Source organism: Pseudomonas sp. C5pp (assembly GCF_000814065.1).
Lineage (GTDB): Bacteria > Pseudomonadota > Gammaproteobacteria > Pseudomonadales > Pseudomonadaceae > Aquipseudomonas > Aquipseudomonas asiatica.
Map to the genome: position 1 here is coordinate 106,320 of NZ_JWLN01000008.1, position 17,493 is coordinate 123,812.

At 63.8% G+C, this 17,493-nt stretch carries 15 protein-coding genes; 3 read left to right on the plus strand and 12 right to left on the minus strand.

Translation table 11 applies throughout. From position 1 onward, the window contains the following. Positions 1 to 24 precede the first annotated feature (24 nt). From RR51_RS08655 to RR51_RS08685, 7 genes are all read right to left on the minus strand, one after another. Positions 25 to 210, minus strand: a complete 186-nt coding sequence (locus tag RR51_RS08655) for a hypothetical protein (RefSeq protein WP_039613215.1) — start codon at positions 208 to 210, stop codon at positions 25 to 27. Further along, positions 207 to 1,319 carry a PepSY-associated TM helix domain-containing protein gene (locus RR51_RS08660; protein ID WP_039613216.1) on the minus strand — a complete coding sequence of 371 codons (1,113 nt, stop codon included), beginning with the start codon at positions 1,317 to 1,319 and terminating at the stop codon, positions 207 to 209. The genes RR51_RS08655 and RR51_RS08660 overlap by 4 nt, the downstream gene beginning before the upstream one ends. Positions 1,320 to 1,448: 129 nt before the next feature. Continuing rightward, positions 1,449 to 3,884, minus strand: a complete 2,436-nt coding sequence (locus RR51_RS08665; RefSeq protein ID WP_039613217.1) for a TonB-dependent siderophore receptor — start codon at positions 3,882 to 3,884, stop codon at positions 1,449 to 1,451. 219 nt (positions 3,885 to 4,103) lie between these two features. Further along, on the minus strand, positions 4,104 to 5,060 hold the full coding sequence (locus RR51_RS08670; RefSeq protein ID WP_039613218.1) for a FecR domain-containing protein: 957 nt from the start codon (positions 5,058 to 5,060) through the stop codon (positions 4,104 to 4,106). Next, positions 5,057 to 5,575, minus strand: a complete 519-nt coding sequence (locus RR51_RS08675; protein WP_039613219.1) for an RNA polymerase sigma factor — start codon at positions 5,573 to 5,575, stop codon at positions 5,057 to 5,059. The genes RR51_RS08670 and RR51_RS08675 overlap by 4 nt, the downstream gene beginning before the upstream one ends. Positions 5,576 to 5,818: 243 nt before the next feature. Further along, a complete protein-coding gene (locus tag RR51_RS08680; RefSeq protein WP_039613220.1) occupies positions 5,819 to 6,529 on the minus strand; it encodes a 3'-5' exonuclease in 711 nt (236 codons plus the stop codon). Continuing rightward, positions 6,526 to 8,463 carry a DUF294 nucleotidyltransferase-like domain-containing protein gene (locus RR51_RS08685; RefSeq protein ID WP_039613221.1) on the minus strand — a complete coding sequence of 646 codons (1,938 nt, stop codon included), beginning with the start codon at positions 8,461 to 8,463 and terminating at the stop codon, positions 6,526 to 6,528. Before RR51_RS08685 ends, RR51_RS08680 begins: the two co-directional genes overlap by 4 nt. A 116-nt stretch (positions 8,464 to 8,579) precedes the next feature. On the opposite strand from RR51_RS08685, the gene RR51_RS08690 reads away from it, so the two are divergent. Beyond that, positions 8,580 to 9,119, plus strand: coding sequence for a response regulator (locus RR51_RS08690; protein ID WP_039613222.1), 540 nt, complete (start codon positions 8,580 to 8,582; stop codon positions 9,117 to 9,119). Between the two features lie 139 nt (positions 9,120 to 9,258). Here the strand turns inward: RR51_RS08690 and RR51_RS08695 are convergent, their stop codons facing one another. After that, on the minus strand, positions 9,259 to 11,436 hold the full coding sequence (locus RR51_RS08695; protein ID WP_039613223.1) for a malate synthase G: 2,178 nt from the start codon (positions 11,434 to 11,436) through the stop codon (positions 9,259 to 9,261). Between the two features lie 451 nt (positions 11,437 to 11,887). On the opposite strand from RR51_RS08695, the gene RR51_RS08700 reads away from it, so the two are divergent. After that, the gene (locus RR51_RS08700) at positions 11,888 to 12,406 is read left to right on the plus strand and encodes a glycine cleavage system protein R (protein ID WP_013970551.1); all 519 of its coding nucleotides are present in this window, start codon (positions 11,888 to 11,890) and stop codon (positions 12,404 to 12,406) included. A 332-nt stretch (positions 12,407 to 12,738) separates the two neighbouring features. On the opposite strand, the gene rarD is transcribed toward RR51_RS08700, so the two are convergent. From rarD to RR51_RS08720, 4 genes are all read right to left on the minus strand, one after another. Beyond that, positions 12,739 to 13,626: an EamA family transporter RarD gene (rarD, locus tag RR51_RS08705; RefSeq protein WP_039613224.1), complete on the minus strand. Its 888-nt coding sequence runs from the start codon at positions 13,624 to 13,626 to the stop codon at positions 12,739 to 12,741. A gap of 64 nt (positions 13,627 to 13,690) precedes the next feature. Next, a complete protein-coding gene (locus RR51_RS08710; RefSeq protein ID WP_039613225.1) occupies positions 13,691 to 14,665 on the minus strand; it encodes a serine/threonine protein kinase in 975 nt (324 codons plus the stop codon). A 101-nt stretch (positions 14,666 to 14,766) separates the two neighbouring features. Next, positions 14,767 to 15,531, minus strand: coding sequence for a TOBE domain-containing protein (locus RR51_RS08715; protein WP_039613226.1), 765 nt, complete (start codon positions 15,529 to 15,531; stop codon positions 14,767 to 14,769). Between the two features lie 81 nt (positions 15,532 to 15,612). Then, complete coding sequence (locus RR51_RS08720; RefSeq protein WP_039613227.1) at positions 15,613 to 16,344, minus strand: ComF family protein; 732 nt, start codon at positions 16,342 to 16,344, stop codon at positions 15,613 to 15,615. Between the two features lie 89 nt (positions 16,345 to 16,433). On the opposite strand from RR51_RS08720, the gene bioB reads away from it, so the two are divergent. Beyond that, complete coding sequence (gene bioB / locus RR51_RS08725; RefSeq protein WP_013970556.1) at positions 16,434 to 17,492, plus strand: biotin synthase BioB; 1,059 nt, start codon at positions 16,434 to 16,436, stop codon at positions 17,490 to 17,492. Position 17,493 lies beyond the last annotated feature (1 nt).

A 17,493-nucleotide genomic window follows, 5' to 3' on the forward strand; every position in this document is an offset into this window, starting at 1 on the left:
AAAGAGGGTGCGGGTATTACCCGGCTACTGCCGTGGACGAGGGTAGAAACCTTGCAGGCCAAGAGCCGCCGACACCCCCAGGCCGAGCCAGGCCAGGCTGTCCCAGACCCCGTCCCCCAGCAAGGCGGCAAATAGCCCCACGGCAGTGAGCAGGGCCACGACCGTCGGCCATATGAAGATACGCCAGGTCGGCTGTGACTTGTGGCTCATGCCCGCGCCTCCCGCTTCGTGCGCTGTTTGCCCCACCACAGGTACAAGCCGCTGCCGAGGACGATGATGGTCAGCACATCGAGTAGCGCCCACAGGATTTGCATTGGCCGGCCGCCGTAGTCGCCGAAGTGCAGTGGTTGCGACAGGCCCATGGCATCCATGTACCAGGGGCGTTCGCCGACGGCGGTCACCGTTAGTGTTCGCGCATCGATCAGTACGGGCGTGAGCAGGTGCGAGGTCAGGTGCGTGGCGCCCTTCATGAACACCGCATAGTGGTGCTCGCTGGAAAAGCGTGTGCCCGGGAAGGCGATGAAGTCCGGGCGCATGCCGGGAGCGGCCTGTTCGGCGATGGTCAGCAGGTGGGTGGCCGGGGCGCGTTCGGTGAGCGGTGGGGCATCACGGTACGGGGCAACCATGGCGGCCAGGCTGTCGTTGCGCCAGGCGGCGATGACCAGGTCCGACAGCGCGCTGATGACACCGGTCACGCCTACCGTCAGTGCCCATGCCAAGGTGACCACACCGATCAGGTTGTGCAGGTCGAGCCAGCGCAGGCGACGGGATTTACCGTGGCGCACCGTGCCGAAGTCCAGGCGGCGCATGAACGGTGCATAGAGCACGGTGCCGGAGATGATCGCCACGACGAACAGCACGCCCATGAAGGCCAGCAGCAGCTTGCCGGGCAGGCCGGCGAACATGTCCACGTGCAGGCGCAGCATGGTCATCATGAAGCCGCCGTTGGCGGCCGGCATGGCCACGGCTTCACCGGTGCGGGCGTCGAGCATGAAGGTGTGCGACGAATTGGGCTCGGTGCCGGCGGTGGCGGCGGTGATGGCCACTACGCCGTTGGCTTCGTCCTCGTCGTAGCCGAAGTACTGCATGACCTCGCCGGGGCGGTGCTGCTCGGCCTTGATCACCAACTGCTGCAGGTCGAGGTGTGGCGTATCGGCCGGCATTTCCCGCAGTTCGGGGGCGTCGCCGAGCAGGTGTTCGAGCTCGTGGTGGAAGATCAGCGGCAGGCCGGTGACTGCCAGCAACAGCAGGAACAGGGTGCAGACCAGGCTGCTCCAGGTGTGGATCACCGACCAGCGGCGGATGGTTGGGCTTTTCATCACGGTACCGATTTTTGCCTGTTGGAAGCTGGGGCTGCTGCGCAGCCCTTTCGCAGCGCAAGGCTGCTTCTACAGGGACCGCGTTGGCCGTTGTAGGAGCAGCCTTGTGCTGTGAATGGCCCGGCTCACTCAGAACTTGTAATTGACACTGGCCACCACGTTGCGCTCGTCGCCGTAGTAGCAGTAGTACCCGTCACAGGTAGACAAGTAGTCCTTGTTGAACAGGTTCTTCGCATCCACGGCTACGGTCACCCCCTTGAGGGTGCTGTTCAGGCGGCCCAGGTCGTAGTGCACCGAAGCGTCGTACACGGTGTAGGACCCAACATGCCCCCAATCGGTGTTAGTGGTATTACCGTAGGTGTCGCCCACGTAGCGCACGCCAACGCCGACCCCGAACCCATCCAGTGGTCCGCTGTGCCAGGTGTAGTCAGCCCAGGCAGTAGCCTGGTTGCGCGGCACCTGCGCCATGCGCTTGCCTTTCTCGTCACTGGTGCCTTTGATGATTTCGCTGTCGTTGTAGGTGTACGAGCCCACCAGTTTGAGGTTCTCGGTCACATCCGAGGTAGCCTCCAACTCCAGGCCTTTTACGCGCACTTCGCCTACCTGGCGGGTGACACCTCCCTCGGTCACCGACATGTTCTCCTGTGTCAGGTCGAACACAGCAGCGGTGAACAGGCTATTGCTGCCTGGAGGCTGGTACTTGATGCCCAGTTCGTATTGCTTGCCTTCGGTCGGTTCGAAGGCATCGGCGCTGTTGACGGTGGAACCGGTGGCAGCCTGGAACGACTCGGCATAGGAGATGTAAGGCGTCAGGCCGTTATCGAATACATAGCTGAGAGCTGCGTTACCACTGAACTTCTTGTCGCGCTGAGTATTGGTGGCGTCGCCTTGGTTGTGGAAGGTGGTGCCGGTGTGCACCCAGTCCTCACGGCCACCAAGGGTCAGGCGCCAGTTGTCCAACGCCATCTGGTCCTGGATATACAGGCCGGTCTGCTGGGTTTTCTGGTCGTAGTCGTACATGTCGAAGTACTGAACGTTCGAGAAATCCTGACCGTAGATGGGGTTGTGGATATTGCTCGGTGGCACACCCGCCGAACCCCAGCGCCAGCGGGCATTGCTGTCCGAACGCTGGTGGTCGAGCCCCAGCAACAGGGTATGGGCAACCTGCCCGGTCTGGAAGTCGGCCTGGAAGTTGTTGTCCAAGGCGAACTGGGAGATGTCCTCCTCGACGATACCGGCGGTGCGTTGCACGGTGCCATCGGCGCTGACAGCTTCGTCCGGGCCGGCTGGCCAGATCGAACCACCGGCGGTAATGCCCTTGAAGTCCAGTTCGTTACGCGCGTAGCGCAGGTTCTGACGGAACTGCCAGGTGTCGTTCAGGCGTGTTTCGAACGCATAGCCGAGGTGGTAGTAGGTGCGGTCGTATGATTCCCAATCCGGGTCGCCCAGGTTCTTGTGGTGCGATATCTTGCCTGCGGGGCTATCCAGTTTGGTGCCCTGCAGTGGCAGGAACTGGCCGGTGATGCCGGTGTCATCGCGGGTGTATTGGCTGATGAAAGTCAGCTTGGTGTCGTCGTTGATGTTCCAGGTCAGGCTGGGCGCGATGTTGTAGCGCTTGTCCGGGATGTGGTCTACCGGCGAACCGCTGTCACGCACGGTGCCGCTCACTCGGTACAGGAACTGGCCTGCATCGTCGAGCTTGCCAGTGCTGTCGAAGTTGATCTGCTTGTGGTTGTTGCTGCCAACCTGGGCTTCGACTTCGTGGCTGCTTTCCAATTGCGGCCGACGGCTGGTCATGTCCAGCAGGCCGCCTGGTGGAGTCTGGCCGTAGACCGAAGAGGCCGGGCCACGCAGCACGGCGATGCGCTCCAGGTTCCAGGGCTCGATCTTGGGGGTGGCGTAGTTGCCCTTGGGCAATGGCAGGCCATCGAGGAACTGGGTAGGCACAAAACCCCGTACCAGCAACCAGTCGCTGCGCGAGTCGGAACCATAGCCGCTGCTCTGCACGCCAGCGGTGTAGCGAAGGGCGTCGTTCAGGCTGAGCACCGGCCGGTCTTCCATCTGCTGGCGGGTGATCACGCTTACCGAGCGGGGAAGTTCGGCGATGGCGGTGTCGGTCTTGGTGCCTGCTGCTGTCCGGGTAGCGGTGTAACCCTCTACCGGTCCCCAGGCGCTTTCATAGCTGGAAGTCGCATTGATCGCAGTCTCCGGCAACGCCAGTGTCCCTTCCGGCGTAGCCACCAGGCTGTAGCTGCCCACGCTGCTTTGCTGCAGCTGCAGGCCGGTGCCGCGCAGGGCGGCCTGCAGGGCACCAAGGCCATCGTACTGCCCGCTCACCGGGGCCGAGGTGCGGCCACTTACCAATGCCGGGTCGATGGCCAGGGTGATGCCGGCCTGGCTGGCGATCTGGTTGAGAGTGGTGGCCAGCGGAGCGCTGGGCAGGTCGTAGGCACGCTGAGCGGATTGCTCGGCGGCGAACAGGGCAGGGCTGGCCAATGGCGCGGCCACGGCGATGGCCAGGGCCATCAGGCTGGGGCGCAGGATACGATCAACAGCACGGGACATGCAGCGGCTCCTCGACGGATAAGTGCTTTCTGCTTCCTTGCCGAGCGAGATTTGAAAAGTGACAGGGCGAATCTGAAAAAAATTGAGAATTATTTGAAGTTGGTTTTCGCCTGTACCGCCCCTTTCGCGGGCTTGCCCGCTCCCACAGGGATCGCGGGGGCTTTGAGGCTGGTGCAACCCTGTGGGAGCGGGTTTACCCGCGAAGAGGCCGGTGCAGGTTTATTTGGGAACGACGGTCACCCACCACGGCGTATGCCGCTCGACCTTCACTGGCAGTGCCGGCACCAGCGACGACAGTGCCAGGTCGGTATCGGTCAGCGGGAAGCTGCCGGTCACCCGCAGGTCGGCGACCTGGTCGTCTACCCCGAGGTAACCGCTGCGGTACTGGCCAAGCGTGGCCAGCAGGTCAGCCAGGCGCACGTTGTCCACCACTAGCATGCCGCGGGTCCAGGCGTCGGCACCGGCTGGCACCGTGCCGATCCGGCCAAGGCCGTTGGCGTTCATCAGAACCTGCTGGCCTTCGCGCAGCACCTGTTCGTCACCGCTGTTCAGCGGCATGGCAGCGACCGAGGCTTGCAGTACTTCCAGGCGCGTGCCGTCGTCCTCGCGGCGCACCAGGAAGCGCGTGCCCAACGGGCGCAGGCGGCCATCGTCGGTGCGCACCAGCAGCGGGCGCGGGTCCTGATGGCCGGTTTCGACCGAGATCTCGCCCTGGTGCAGCACGATCACCCGTTGCTCGCCGGCGTAGTCGATATCCACGGCAGTGTGGCTGTTCAGGCTCAACAAGGTGCCGTCTTCCAGGCGCAGGGTACGCAGTTCGCCGGTGGCGGTACGCTGGTCGGCCAGCCAGTAGCTCGGTGCCAGCGATGGTGCGCCGACCCAGGCCAGCAGCGAGCCCAGCAGAAACATGCCGGCCAGCCCGCCGCCGACCTTGCCGATACGTCGGCGCAGCCCGGCGCGCGATTGCAGCAGGGCCTGGCGTGCCGGGCCGGCAGCGGCGCTCACGCGCTGGTCCATGGCACCGAGTTGGCGCCAGGCGCGGGCATGCTCCTCGCTGGCGGCATGCCAGCGCATGAATTCGCTGCGCTCGTCAGGTGTGCCGCTGCCGTTGTCGAGGCTGAGCTTCCAGGCAATGGCGGCTTCCAGCACCCGGGACGAAACCGGTGAACTGCTCACGTCGGCTCCCCGTACAGGGCCACGTAGCACTGGCGCATGCCCTGGGCGATGTACTGGCGCACCCGCGAAACCGAAACCCCCATGCGCTCGGCGATTTCGGCATGGCTCATACCGTCCAGGCGATTGTGCAGGAATGCTGCGCGGGCCTTGCTCGACAGCTTGCCGAGCAGGCGGTCGATGGCCTTGAGGTCCTCGAGGATCAGGTGTTGCACTTCCGGGGAAGGTTGTTCGGCTTCCGGCATCAGGGCCAGTTCGGCCAGGTAGGCCTGTTCCAGCGCGGCGCGGCGGAAGTGGTCGAACATCAGGCCCTTGGCCACGGCGGCCAGGAACGCGCGGGGTTCGCGGGGCGTATCCAGTTGCGCACGGCCGAGCAGGCGCACGAAGGTGTCCTGGCTCAGGTCTTCGGCACGTTGGCGGCAGGCCATGCTGCGTTGCAGCCAGGCGAGCAGCCAGCCGCGATGGTCGCGGTACAGCGTACCGACCAGATCGGCGTGTGGGCTCTGTGCAGAAGACAAGCAGCGTCCCCCCGGAACGAATGCATTAACTAACGATAATTATTCGCGATTGTTGCAGAGGGGAGGGGGTGGGTGCAATGGACGCTTATCGGATGGCCATCATCCAAGTCGTGCAGATGTTATGCCTGTGCTGGCCTCTTCGCGGGTAAACCCGCTCCCACAGGATCTCCAGGGCATCAAAGGCAGTACAGTCCCTGTGGGAGCGGGTTTACCCGCGAAGAGGCCAGCAAGGGCGGTGAAAAGCTACAGGCCGTGGTTGTGCACCTTGCGCCTGCGCCACCCGCGCAAGCGCTGCTCCAGCTGCAGCGGGCTGTCCAGCTGCTGGCGTCGGGCCTGGCTGAACAGGATCAGCGCCAGTTCGGCGGTAACCAGCGCATCGGCGCTGGCGTGATGGCGCTCCTCGACCTGGAGGCCAAACCGCGCCACCCAGTCATCCAGCCCGGCCTCGCGCAGCACTGTGTCGGGGTTGAGCATCGGCGCCAGCTCGGCAACATCCAGGAAAGGTGACTGCAAGCGATAGCCCAGACTTTCCTTCAGCGCGCGGGCGAGCATGCGCTGGTCGAACGGCGCATGAAATGCCAACACCGGGCTGTTGCCGATGAAGTCGAGCAGATCGAGCAAGGCCTCGGCCGGGTCGCAACCGGCAGCCAGGGCACTCGGGCCCAGGCCGTGGATCAGCACGCTGGCGTTGGTCTTCTGCAAAGGCCGGTGCAAGGTGCGTTCGAACTGCTGGGCAAAGTCGATGGCGCCGTCTTCGATGGCGACGGCACCAACCGATAACACCTGGTCACGGTTGGTGTTCAGGCCGCTGGTCTCCAGGTCCAGCACCACCCAGCGTTGCTCGCGCAGGGTACACACCCCCAATGGCGCTGGCTTGGGCAGCCGGGCCAGGCGCTGGCGCGTGGCGTGGTCCAGTTCCGGCGCACTGGGGCGCAGCCAGGCGAACAGGCTCATAGCTGGTACCGCAAGGCCAGGCTGCTTTGCAGGCGCTGGGCCTGGCGCAGGGACTCGCGCAGGATGCGCCGGTCCAGGTGGTTGAGGCTGTCCGGGTCCAGGCGGTTGGAATAGGGCAGGTTGTCGCGGGTCTGGCGCTGGTGCTGCTGCATGCGGGTTTGCTGGATGAAGTGGTAGGCCTCTTCATACGCTGCGCCATCCAGTGCCTCGATCACGCCCTTGGCCACGAGCTGGCGAAGGCGCTCCAAGGTATTGCAGGCACCGATGCCGTTGGCCAGGGCCAGCAGCCGCGCACCATCGACGAAGGGTGTCAGGCCCTGGACCTTGAGGTCGAGGGTGGCGGCCTTGTCGTTGCCCTGGCGGGTCAGCACGAACTCGCGCAGGCGGCCCACCGGCGGGCGCTGGCGCAGGGCGTTGTCAGCCATCATGCGCTGGAAGATGCGGTTGTCGGCCACCTGGTCCAGCAGGCCCTGGCGCAGCTGCTCGCAACCTTGCTCGTCGCCCCACACCACGCGCAGGTCGAAATAGATGCTCGAGCCCAGCAGGTTCTCCGGGCTGGCTTCGCGGACAAAACCGGCAAAACGCCGCGCCCATTCACTGCGCGACAGGCACAGCTCGGGGTTGCCGGCCATGACGTTACCCTTGCACAGGGTGAAGCCGCACTGGGCCAGGCACTGGTTGATGTATTGCGCCAGCGGCAGCAGGCGTGCGCGGATGGCGTCGGCTTCGGCGCCGTTGGCGGCTTCGAAGAGGATGCCGTTGTCCTGGTCGGTGTGCAGGGTTTGTTCTCGTCGCCCCTCGCTGCCAAAGCACAGCCAGCTGAACGGCACGCCCGGGTCACCGCGCTCGGCCAGCGCCAGTTCGATCACCCGGCACACGGTGTGGTCGTTGAGCAGGGTGATGATCTGGGTGATCTGCGTGGAGGACGCGCCATGGGCCAGCATGCGCTCGACCAGCTGGCTGATTTCGCCGCGCAGCGAGACCAGGGTATCCAGACGTGGCGCATGGCGGATGGTGCGTGCCAGGTGCACCAGGTCGACCCGTTGCAGGGAGAACAGGTCGCGCTCCGAAACCACACCGCACAGGCGCTGGTTTTCCACCAGGCATACGTGGGCGATGTGCCGCTCGGTCATCGCCATGGCTGCGTCGAAGGCGCTGGCCTGGGGGCTGAGGTAGAACGGCTGGGCGGTCATGTGGCGTGCGATGGGTGCACCCAGGTCGGCATCGGCCGCAGCCACCACCTGGCGCAAGTCGCGCAGGGTGAAGATACCGGTGGGGTAGCGCTGCGGGTCGACCACCACGATGCTGCCGACCTGCTGCTCGTGCATCAGCCGCACGGCGTCGCGCAGGGGCGTGTCGGGGCTGCACACCACCGGGTGGCGCATGGCCAGTTCACCCAGTGGCGTGTTCAGCGAATACTGGGTGCCGAGGGTTTCCACCGCGCGCTGGCGTACCTGCTGGTTGACCTGGTCGAGCAGGCTGCTGACCCCGCGCAGGGCAAAATCCCGAAACACTTCCGACATCGAGAACACGCGGATGAACGCGGCCTTGTTCAGCTGCAGGCAGAAGGTGTCCTCACCTGCCAGATGCTCGGTGCGTGTCGCCCGTTCGCCGAGCAGGGCAGCCAGCGGGAAGCATTCGCCACTGGTGATCTCGAAGGTAGTCTCCACACCAGGTTTGACCAGATGCTGGCGTTCGCCGACCACGCGGCCCTGCTTGACGATGTAGAAGTGCTCGACCGGCCCGTCGGCAGGTTTGACGATGCTTTCGCCGCTGGCATAGAAGCGCAGCTGGCACTGTTCGACCAGGTAGGCCAGGTGGCTGTGTTCCATCTGGTTGAACGGCGGAAAACGCTGCAGGAACTGCAAGGTGCCCTGGATGTTCTGCAGCACTGCCGTCCTGCCCGCCTGGCTGTAGGCGTCCTTTTTGCTCATGAAACTGACCGTATCGCTATGCCGAACTATATATCTATATATATAGGTGCCGGCCATGTTGTTCTCTGCCTCCATGGTCGGCTTGCGGCGGGATGGTGCCCATTGGACGTAAGTCTATGAGCGCTCCTGTCAAAGACCCGACGAAAGGCCAGCCGGGTTACGCAAGTTCTGCGGTCCTAATGCTGAAGCGGAAATTTTTTGACGAGATGAGCATGCCTGAGCAACACGACATCCTGAGCGACGCCGAGCGCGAGGCATTGGCCGTCGTAAGTGCGCCCGTGGCTGCCAAGCCGCTGGTGCTGGTGGTGGATGACAATGCGGTGAATCGTGAGGCGCTGATCCTGTACCTGAAAAGCCGGGGAATCGACTGTGTCGGGGCGGATGGGGCCGAGGAGGCCAGGCTGTACCTGCACTACCAGCAACGGATTGGCTTGATGATTACGGATTTGCGCATGCAACCCGAGGATGGCCTGGACCTGATCCGCAAGGTTCGCGAATCAGAGCGGGCGGCGTTGTCGATCATCGTGGTGTCGGGCGATACCGACGTTAAAGAGGCGGTGGACGTGATGCACCTGGGGGTTGTGGATTTTCTTCTGAAGCCGGTCGACCTGGACAGGCTGCTGGAGCTGGTGAAGAAAGAACTGCAGATCGCTTAGCTGAGGAGCCTGTTCCGGCCTCATCGCCGGCAAGCCAGCTCCCACAGGGACCGCACAGCGTTTGAGGCCTGTGCAGTCCCTGTGGGAGCTGGCTTGCCGGCGATTGGGCCGCAAAGCGGCCCGCTGTCGCAGATGTCGCTTACAGCCCGTTACGCGCCTTGAACTCGCGGCGACGGCGGTGCAGTACCGGCTCGGTATAGCCGTTCGGCTGCTTGCCACCTTCCACCACCAGTTCTACCGCCGCCTGGAACGCGACGTTGTCGTCGAAGTTCGGTGCCATCGGGCGGTACAGAGGGTCGCTGGCGTTCTGCTGGTCCACCACCACGGCCATGCGCTTGAGGCTTTCCAGCACCTGCTCCTGGCTGACCACGCCATGGCGCAGCCAGTTGGCCAGCAGCTGGGCCGAGATGCGCAAGGTGGCGCGGTCTTCCATCAGGCCGACGTTGTTGATGTCCGGCACCTTCGAGCAACCTACGCCCTGGTCGATCCAGCGCACCACGTAGCCGAGGATGCCCTGGGCGTTGTTGTCCAGTTCGTTGCGGATCTCTTCGGCCGACCAGTTGGTGTCGGCGGCCAGCGGGATGGCCAGGATGTCGTCCACCGACGCCGGGGTACGCGAAGCCAGTTCACGCTGACGTGCCTGTACGTCCACCTTGTGGTAGTGCAGGGCATGCAGGGTGGCGGCGGTCGGCGACGGCACCCAGGCGGTGTTGGCACCGGCCAGCGGGTGGGCGATCTTCTGCTCGAGCATGGCTGCCATCAGGTCGGGCATGGCCCACATGCCTTTGCCGATCTGCGCACGGCCTTGCAGGCCGGTGGCCAGGCCGACGTCGACGTTGTTGTTCTCGTAGGCACCGATCCACTTCTCGTTCTTCATGGCGCCCTTGCGCACCACGGCGCCGGCTTCCATCGAGGTGTGGATTTCATCGCCGGTGCGGTCGAGGAAGCCGGTGTTGATGAACACCACGCGCTCGGCTGCGGCCTTGATGCACGACTTGAGGTTGACCGTGGTACGGCGCTCCTCGTCCATGATGCCGACCTTGACGGTGTTGCGCTTCATGCCCAGCAGGTCTTCGACCTGGCTGAAGATCTCGGCGGCGAAGGCTACTTCCTCCGGGCCGTGCATCTTCGGCTTGACGATGTACACGCTGCCGGTGCGGGTGTTCTTGCGGCTGGTGTTGCCATTGAGGTTGTGCAGGGCGATCAGGTTGGTGAACAGGCCGTCCTGAATGCCTTCGGGGATTTCGTTGCCTTGGGCGTCGAGGATCGCCGGGTTGGTCATCAAGTGACCAACGTTGCGCACGAACAGCAGCGAACGGCCATGCAGGGTCACGCTACCGCCGTTGGGCGCGGCGTACTCGCGGTCCGGGTTCATGGTGCGGGTGAAGGTTTTGCCACCCTTGCTAACGCTTTCTGCCAGGTCGCCTTTCATCAGGCCCAGCCAGTTGCGGTAGACGATTACCTTGTCGTCGGCGTCGACGGCGGCAACCGAGTCTTCGCAGTCCATGATGGTGGTCAGCGCTGATTCCATCAGGATGTCTTTCACGCCGGCGGCGTCGGTGCTGCCGACCGGGGTGCTGGCGTCGACCTGGATTTCGAAGTGCAGGCCGTTGTGCTTGAGCAGCACGGCAGTCGGTGCAGCGGCATCGCCATGGAAGCCGATCAGCTGGGCATCGTCACGCAGGCCGCTGTTGCTGCCGCCTTTCAGGGCAACTACCAGCTTGCCGCCTTCGATGCGGTAGCCGGTGGAGTCGACGTGCGAGCCGGCCGCCAGTGGCGCGGCTTCGTCGAGGAAGGCGCGGGCGAAGGCGATGACCTTGTCGCCACGTACCTTGTTGTAGCCCTGGCCTTTCTCGGCACCGCCTTCATCGCTGATGGCATCGGTGCCATACAGCGCGTCGTACAGCGAACCCCAACGGGCGTTGGCGGCGTTCAGGGCGAAGCGGGCGTTCATCACCGGTACGACCAGCTGCGGGCCGGCCATGTGGGCGATTTCTTCGTCCACGTTCTGGGTGGTTGCCTGGAAATCGTCGGCTTGTGGCAGCAGGTAGTCGATTTCCTGAAGGAATGCTTTGTAGGCTACGGCGTCGTGGGCCTGGCCTTTGCGTGCCTGGTGCCAGGCGTCGATCTTGGCTTGCAGCTCGTCGCGCTTGGCGAGCAGGGCTTTGTTCTTTGGAGCGAGGTCATTGATGATCTTCTCTGCACCGGCCCAGAACTGCTCGGCGACGATGCCGGTCCCTGGGATGGCTTCGTTGTTCACGAAGTCGTACAGGACCTTGGCGACCTGAAGGCCACCGACTTGAACGTATCCAGTCATTGCTTGCCTCACTCTGCTCAGCTATTTCGCTCTTCTGTATTAAGCCTGTAGCGCTTCTCTAAACACGGCACCAGTGCATGCCCCCGAGTAAAGCCCCGAGCGCGGCTGGGTGCGGCCTGCCAGACCGGCTGGCAGACAGTGTGCGTATTTTCACAGGCGCCTTGGCAGACATCCAAACGACGTTTTGTAGTCCGCGCCACGGGATACTACATGAAGCAGTAGGCGGGGCAAAATCAGACTAAAAGCGCCGTTATGCGACCCGTTGGTCGCGTATGGTCACGCTGGGAGTGAGTATGTTCGCAAAAAACAGGTGGATTGTTCCAGATAAATCTTGAAACAGTACACGATTCGTTGTGCGGATTGCCCTGCGGCAGGTTGCCGCGCCTTGCCTATACTGAGTCGATCCCCCGATTTTCTGCCGCACGGCGCGGTCCGACACGAGGAAGGGCTTGTGGATCATCTTGTACTGACTGTGATTGCCCCTGACAAGGCCGGCCAGGTCGAGCGCATTGCCCAGTGCATCGCCGACCACAGTGGCAACTGGCTGGAAAGCCGCATGTCGCGCATGGCCGGGCAGTTTGCCGGCATCCTGCGGGTGGCGGTGCCGGCGGAAAACTACGACGAGCTGGTGGCTTCGCTGCAGGGGTTGGTCCGATATGACATTCGCGTGCTGATCGCCGAGAGCGGCATCGAGCCGTCGTGCACCTGGAAGCCGATTGCCATGGAGCTGGTAGGTAATGACCGGCCAGGGATCGTGCGTGATATCACCCGTTTGCTGGCTGAATTGCAGGTGAACGTCGAGCGGTTTTCAACAGAAGTGCGGCCGGCGCCGATGAGCAGCGAGCCGTTGTTTCATGCAGATGCGTTGTTGGCTTTGCCGTTGACTCTACCGCTCGAAGAACTGCAGCAGCGACTGGAGAGCCTGGCGGATGACTTGATGGTGGAGTTGAAGCTGCGGCCGGAGGATTGATTCGAGATTGCCGGGGCCGCTTCGCGGCCCATCGCGACACAAGGCCGCTCCTACAAGGGTTACGCGTTCCCCTGTAGGAGCGGCCTTGTGTCGCGATGGGCTGCAAAGCAGCCCCCTGCGGTTATCCCGATATCACGGGGAAGGCCCTGTGGATAACCTGGGGGTTCCCCTCTCCAGCCCATGCCGCGCGCGCCTTGCACGGCCTTGATCAAAAAACACCCAAAAATCAGCAGTTTGTGCACAAAGCACGGGGACGAGGGTGTGGATAACCTTTGGAGATGTCTCTGCAGACCACGAATCACAAGGCCTGCAGAGTTGTGATCATTTTCTGATCAACCACGCTTGCGCAAACTGACCCACGCATCGACGCTGTAAATCGCCAAACCTGCCCAGATGAACATGAACGCCACCAAGTTGCTCGACGACAAGTGCTCATCAAACAGCAGCACCGCCTGCAGCAGCACCAAGGTCGGCGCCAAGTACTGCAGGAAGCCCAGCGTGGTGTACGGCAAGTGCCGCGCGGCAGCGTTGAAGCACACCAGCGGCACCAGTGTCACCGGCCCCGCAGCCATCAGCCACAACGCTTCGCTGCTGGTGTAGAACGCGCCCTGGGCACTTGTCGCCGCCGGATGCAGTAACAGCCAACCAAGGGCCAGCGGTACCAGCATCCAGGTTTCCACCACCAGGCCCGGCAGCGCCGCTACCGGTGCCTGTTTGCGAATCAGCCCATAGAAGCCGAAGCTCAGCGCCAGTACCAGCGACACCCACGGCAGGCTGCCCACCTGCCACACCTGCTGAGCCACACCCACGGCGGCCATGGCCACGGCCAGCCATTGCAACCGACGCAGGCGCTCGCCAAGAATCAGCATGCCCAGCAGCACATTGATCAGCGGGTTGATGTAGTAACCCAGGCTGGCCTCAAGCATGCGCCCGTTGTTCACCGACCATACGTAGGTCAGCCAGTTGCCGGCGATCAGCGCCCCGCTCAGGGCCAGGATGCCCAGCCGGCGCGGGTTGTCACGCAGTTCACGCCACCAGCCGGGGTGTTTCCACACCAGTAGCAGCAGCGAGCCGAACAGTGCCGACCACAGCACCCGGTGGACAATGATCTCCACCGCCGGAACGCTCTGGATTGCCTTGAAGTACAGGGGGAAAAGACCCCAGATGATGTAGGCGCTGAGGCCCAGTAGGTACCCGCGACGCGGGTTTGCGGCGTGCATGCAGAATCCTTGCTTAGGTAGCTAAATAAAGCGACGCCTATTGTAGACAGAGGCGGGCGTGCTTCTAGAACAATTTCAGCGGCGCTTCATCCAGTGCGGCCATTTGCTCGCGCAGGGCGAGAATCTGGTCTCCCCAGTAGCGTGGCTGGCCGAACCAGGGGAAGCTCGGCGGGAATGCCGGATCGTCCCAGCGCCGCGCCAGCCAGGCGCTGTAGTGCAGCTGGCGCAGGGCGCGCAGGGGCTCGATCAGGGCCAGCTCGCGCGGGTCGAAGTCGTGGAACTCGTTGTAGCCGTCGATCAGTTCGGCCAGTTGCCCCAGGCGCTCCTCGCGGCTGCCGGCCAGCATCATCCACAAGTCCTGCACCGCCGGGCCCATGCGGCAGTCGTCGAGGTCGACCACGTGGTACACCTCGTCGCGGTGCATCAGGTTGCCGGGGTGCAGGTCGCCATGCAGGCGGATGAGTTTGTGCGGGGTGCGGGCATAGATGTCCTCCACTCGCTTGAGCAGGTCGCGGGCCACCGATTCGAACGCCGGCAGCAGTTCGCGAGGGACGAAACCGCCTTCCAGCAGGGTATTCAGCGAGGCGTGGCCGAAGTTGTCCACAGCCAGCGCTTCGCGGTGCTCGAACGGTTTGCTGGCGCCCACGGCATGCAGGCGGCCGAGCAACTGGCCAAGACGGTAGAGCTGGTCGAGGTTGCCCGGCTCTGGCGCGTGGCCGCCGCGGCGGGGGAACAGGGTGAAGCGGAAGCCCTGGTGTTCGAACAGGGTGCGGCCGTCATGCTGCAGCGGGGCGACCACCGGCACTTCGCATTCGGCCAGTTCGGCAGTGAAGCTGTGCTCTTCGAGGATGGCCGCGTCGCTCCAGCGGCCTGGGCGGTAGAACTTGGCGATCAGCGGTTGCGCGCCCTCGATGCCCACCTGGTAGACGCGGTTTTCGTAGCTGTTCAGCGCCAGCACCCGGGCATCGCTGAGAAAGCCCAGGCTTTCCACGGCGTCCAGGACCAGGTCGGGGGTGAGGGTATCGAAGGGGTGGGACATGGTGGCTCCGGGGATAGGCGGCGTGGGGACCATGGTAACGCGTTATGCCTGTACCGGCCTCTTCGCGGGTTTACCCGCGAACCGCGCAAAGCGCGGCCAGGCTATGCAGGAATCCCAAGCAATACATAAGAGGGATGAAATTGAACCCGCACCGAACTGCCTGCTGCTACCCGCTGCCCAGCCAACCAATCCGTGTCGGCAAACGCACACAACGTCTGCCCATTCCCCAACGCCAACCGGACCTCACAAGGCCCATCAGCCTCCGCCAGCACCTCCTCCACCGTCGCCCGCAGGCAATTGCTATCCGCTTCGGCCTGTTCGTCGTCGGCCAGCAACCTCACCCACCCCGCCTTGAGCAGCGCCACTACCGTCGTCCCCAGCGTCAGTTCCAGCCGTGCGGTGCTGTCGTGGGTGATCAACGCCTCGATCTCCAACCCACCACCCAACGCCAGGCTGACGCGATCATGCCGTCCCTCGCGGCGCAGGCCGCTGACCTGGCCCTGCAACTGGTTGCGCGCACTGGTACGCAGCATCAGCCGGCCGAGCAGGTCGAGGTCGCTGGACTCCTCGGCCGCTTCGAGGATTTGCGCCTGAAGGGCCTGCAGCCTCTGGTACAGGCGCAGCACCCGCTGGCCTTCCGGCGACAGACGGGCACCACCGCCACCACGCCCGCCGGTACTGCGCTCGACGAGGGGCTGGCTGGCCAGGTTGTTGAGTTCGTCGATGGCGTCCCAGGCGGCCTTGTAGCTGATGCCCGCAGCCTTGGCGGCGCGGGTGATCGAACCTTCTTCGGCAATGTGCTGCAGCAGCGCGATGCGCTGGGGGCGGCGGGCGATGTGCTGGGTGAGGTGAGGGGGCAGGGACATGGGCATTCGGTCATTGTAAGTGGCAGCGAAGTGTAGCTTGTGTGGGAGCGGCCTTGTGTCGCGAAAGGCCGCTCCCACACGTCATACATACCCCGGCTTGGCCGTACGCGCCAGGCAATACACATCCACCCGCCGCGCACCGGCCTTGCGCAGCACTTCGGCAACCGCCTGCGCGGTCGCACCGGTGGTCAACACGTCATCGACAATGGCGACATGCTTGCCCGTCAGCTTGCCCGTGACGGTAAACGCCTGGCGCAAGTTGCGTCGCCTGGCCTTGGCGTCCAGTTGTTGCTGCGCAGGTGTCTCCCGTGTGCGCAGCAGCAACCGCTCGTCGCAACGTACCCCCACGTGCGACGACAGCCAGCGCCCGAGCATCCCCGCCTGGTTGAACCCCCGCTCCCGTAGTCGACGTTTGGCCAAGGGTACAGGCAACAACAGGTCGGGGCGCGGCAGCCCTTCGGTAAAGCGGTGCAGCAGCCCATGCGCGAGCAATTCGGCCATCAGGCGCCCCAAGGGCCACTGGCGGTTGTGCTTGAAACGGCTGATCAGCGTGTCCACCGGAAAGCCGAAATGCCACAGTGCAAGCACCTGCTCGAAGGCCGGTGCGCGGCGCTGGCATTGAGCGCAAGTCAGGCCGGCTATCGGCAATGGCAGGGCGCAGCGCAGGCAATGATCGCCCAGCCAGGGCAGTTCCTGCTCGCAGGCGACGCACAGCGGGTAGGCCTGCTCGGCAGGTTCATCGCACAGCAAACACGACTGGTTAATAAGTGAGCACTTGTAAACCAGTCTTTTCCAGTGTGGTTGACAGTTCATAGGCCTTCCATGACTATGCGAGCTATCCGTGATGCGCTGGCGGGCTCTCCTGTCCCGGCGCCTGCTTCAGCCTAAACAAGGAAACGCCAATGAGCGCCAGCACAACTGCAACAACACGTCACGACTGGTCCCTGGCCGAGGTCAAGGCGCTGTTCCAGCAACCGTTCAATGACCTGCTGTTCCAGGCGCAGACCGTGCACCGCGCGCATTTCGACCCGAACCGCGTGCAGGTTTCGACCCTGTTGTCGATCAAGACCGGCGCCTGCCCGGAAGATTGCAAATATTGTCCACAGTCCGGCCACTACAACACCGGGCTGGAAAAACAGAAGCTGATGGAAGTGCAGAAGGTGCTGGAAGAAGCCGCCCGCGCCAAAGCCATCGGTTCTACACGCTTCTGCATGGGCGCGGCGTGGAAGCACCCGTCGGCCAAAGACATGCCCTACGTGCTGGAGATGGTCAAAGGCGTGAAGGCCATGGGCCTGGAAACCTGCATGACCCTCGGCAAGCTCGACCAGGAGCAGACCAAGGCCCTGGCCCAGGCCGGCCTGGACTATTACAACCACAACCTCGACACCTCGCCTGAGTTCTACGGCAGCATCATCACCACCCGCACCTACAGCGAGCGCCTGCAGACCCTGGCCTACGTGCGCGATGCCGGGATGAAGATCTGCTCCGGCGGCATCCTCGGCATGGGCGAGTCGCTGGACGACCGCGCCGGCCTGCTGATCCAGCTGGCCAACCTGCCCGAGCACCCGGAGTCGGTACCGATCAACATGCTGGTCAAGGTGGCCGGTACGCCGCTGGCCGAGGAAGAAGACGTCGATCCGTTCGACTTCATCCGCATGCTGGCCGTGGCCCGTATCCTCATGCCCAAGTCGCACGTGCGGCTGTCCGCCGGCCGCGAGCAGATGAACGAGCAGATGCAGGCCCTGGCCTTCATGGCTGGCGCCAACTCGATCTTCTACGGCGAAAAACTGCTGACCACCGCCAACCCGCAGGCCGACAAGGACATGCAGCTGTTCGCCCGCCTGGGCATCAAGCCCGAAGCGCGTGAAGAGCACGCCGACGAAGTGCACCAGGCGGCCATCGAGCAGGCGCTGGTCGAGCAGCGCAGCAGCGAGATGTTCTACAACGCCGCGACAGCCTGAA

Coding starts and splice junctions, on each gene's coding strand:
- RR51_RS08655 (WP_039613215.1), bottom strand. CDS start 210: ATGAGCCACAAGTCACAGCCGACCTGGCGTATCTTCATATGGCCGACG.
- RR51_RS08660 (WP_039613216.1), bottom strand. CDS start 1,319: ATGAAAAGCCCAACCATCCGCCGCTGGTCGGTGATCCACACCTGGAGC.
- RR51_RS08665 (WP_039613217.1), bottom strand. CDS start 3,884: ATGTCCCGTGCTGTTGATCGTATCCTGCGCCCCAGCCTGATGGCCCTG.
- RR51_RS08680 (WP_039613220.1), bottom strand. CDS start 6,529: ATGAGCCTGTTCGCCTGGCTGCGCCCCAGTGCGCCGGAACTGGACCAC.
- RR51_RS08685 (WP_039613221.1), bottom strand. CDS start 8,463: ATGAGCAAAAAGGACGCCTACAGCCAGGCGGGCAGGACGGCAGTGCTG.
- RR51_RS08690 (WP_039613222.1), top strand. CDS start 8,580: ATGAGCGCTCCTGTCAAAGACCCGACGAAAGGCCAGCCGGGTTACGCA.
- RR51_RS08695 (WP_039613223.1), bottom strand. CDS start 11,436: ATGACTGGATACGTTCAAGTCGGTGGCCTTCAGGTCGCCAAGGTCCTG.
- rarD (WP_039613224.1), bottom strand. CDS start 13,626: ATGCACGCCGCAAACCCGCGTCGCGGGTACCTACTGGGCCTCAGCGCC.
- RR51_RS08710 (WP_039613225.1), bottom strand. CDS start 14,665: ATGTCCCACCCCTTCGATACCCTCACCCCCGACCTGGTCCTGGACGCC.
- RR51_RS08715 (WP_039613226.1), bottom strand. CDS start 15,531: ATGTCCCTGCCCCCTCACCTCACCCAGCACATCGCCCGCCGCCCCCAG.
- RR51_RS08720 (WP_039613227.1), bottom strand. CDS start 16,344: ATGAACTGTCAACCACACTGGAAAAGACTGGTTTACAAGTGCTCACTT.
- bioB (WP_013970556.1), top strand. CDS start 16,434: ATGAGCGCCAGCACAACTGCAACAACACGTCACGACTGGTCCCTGGCC.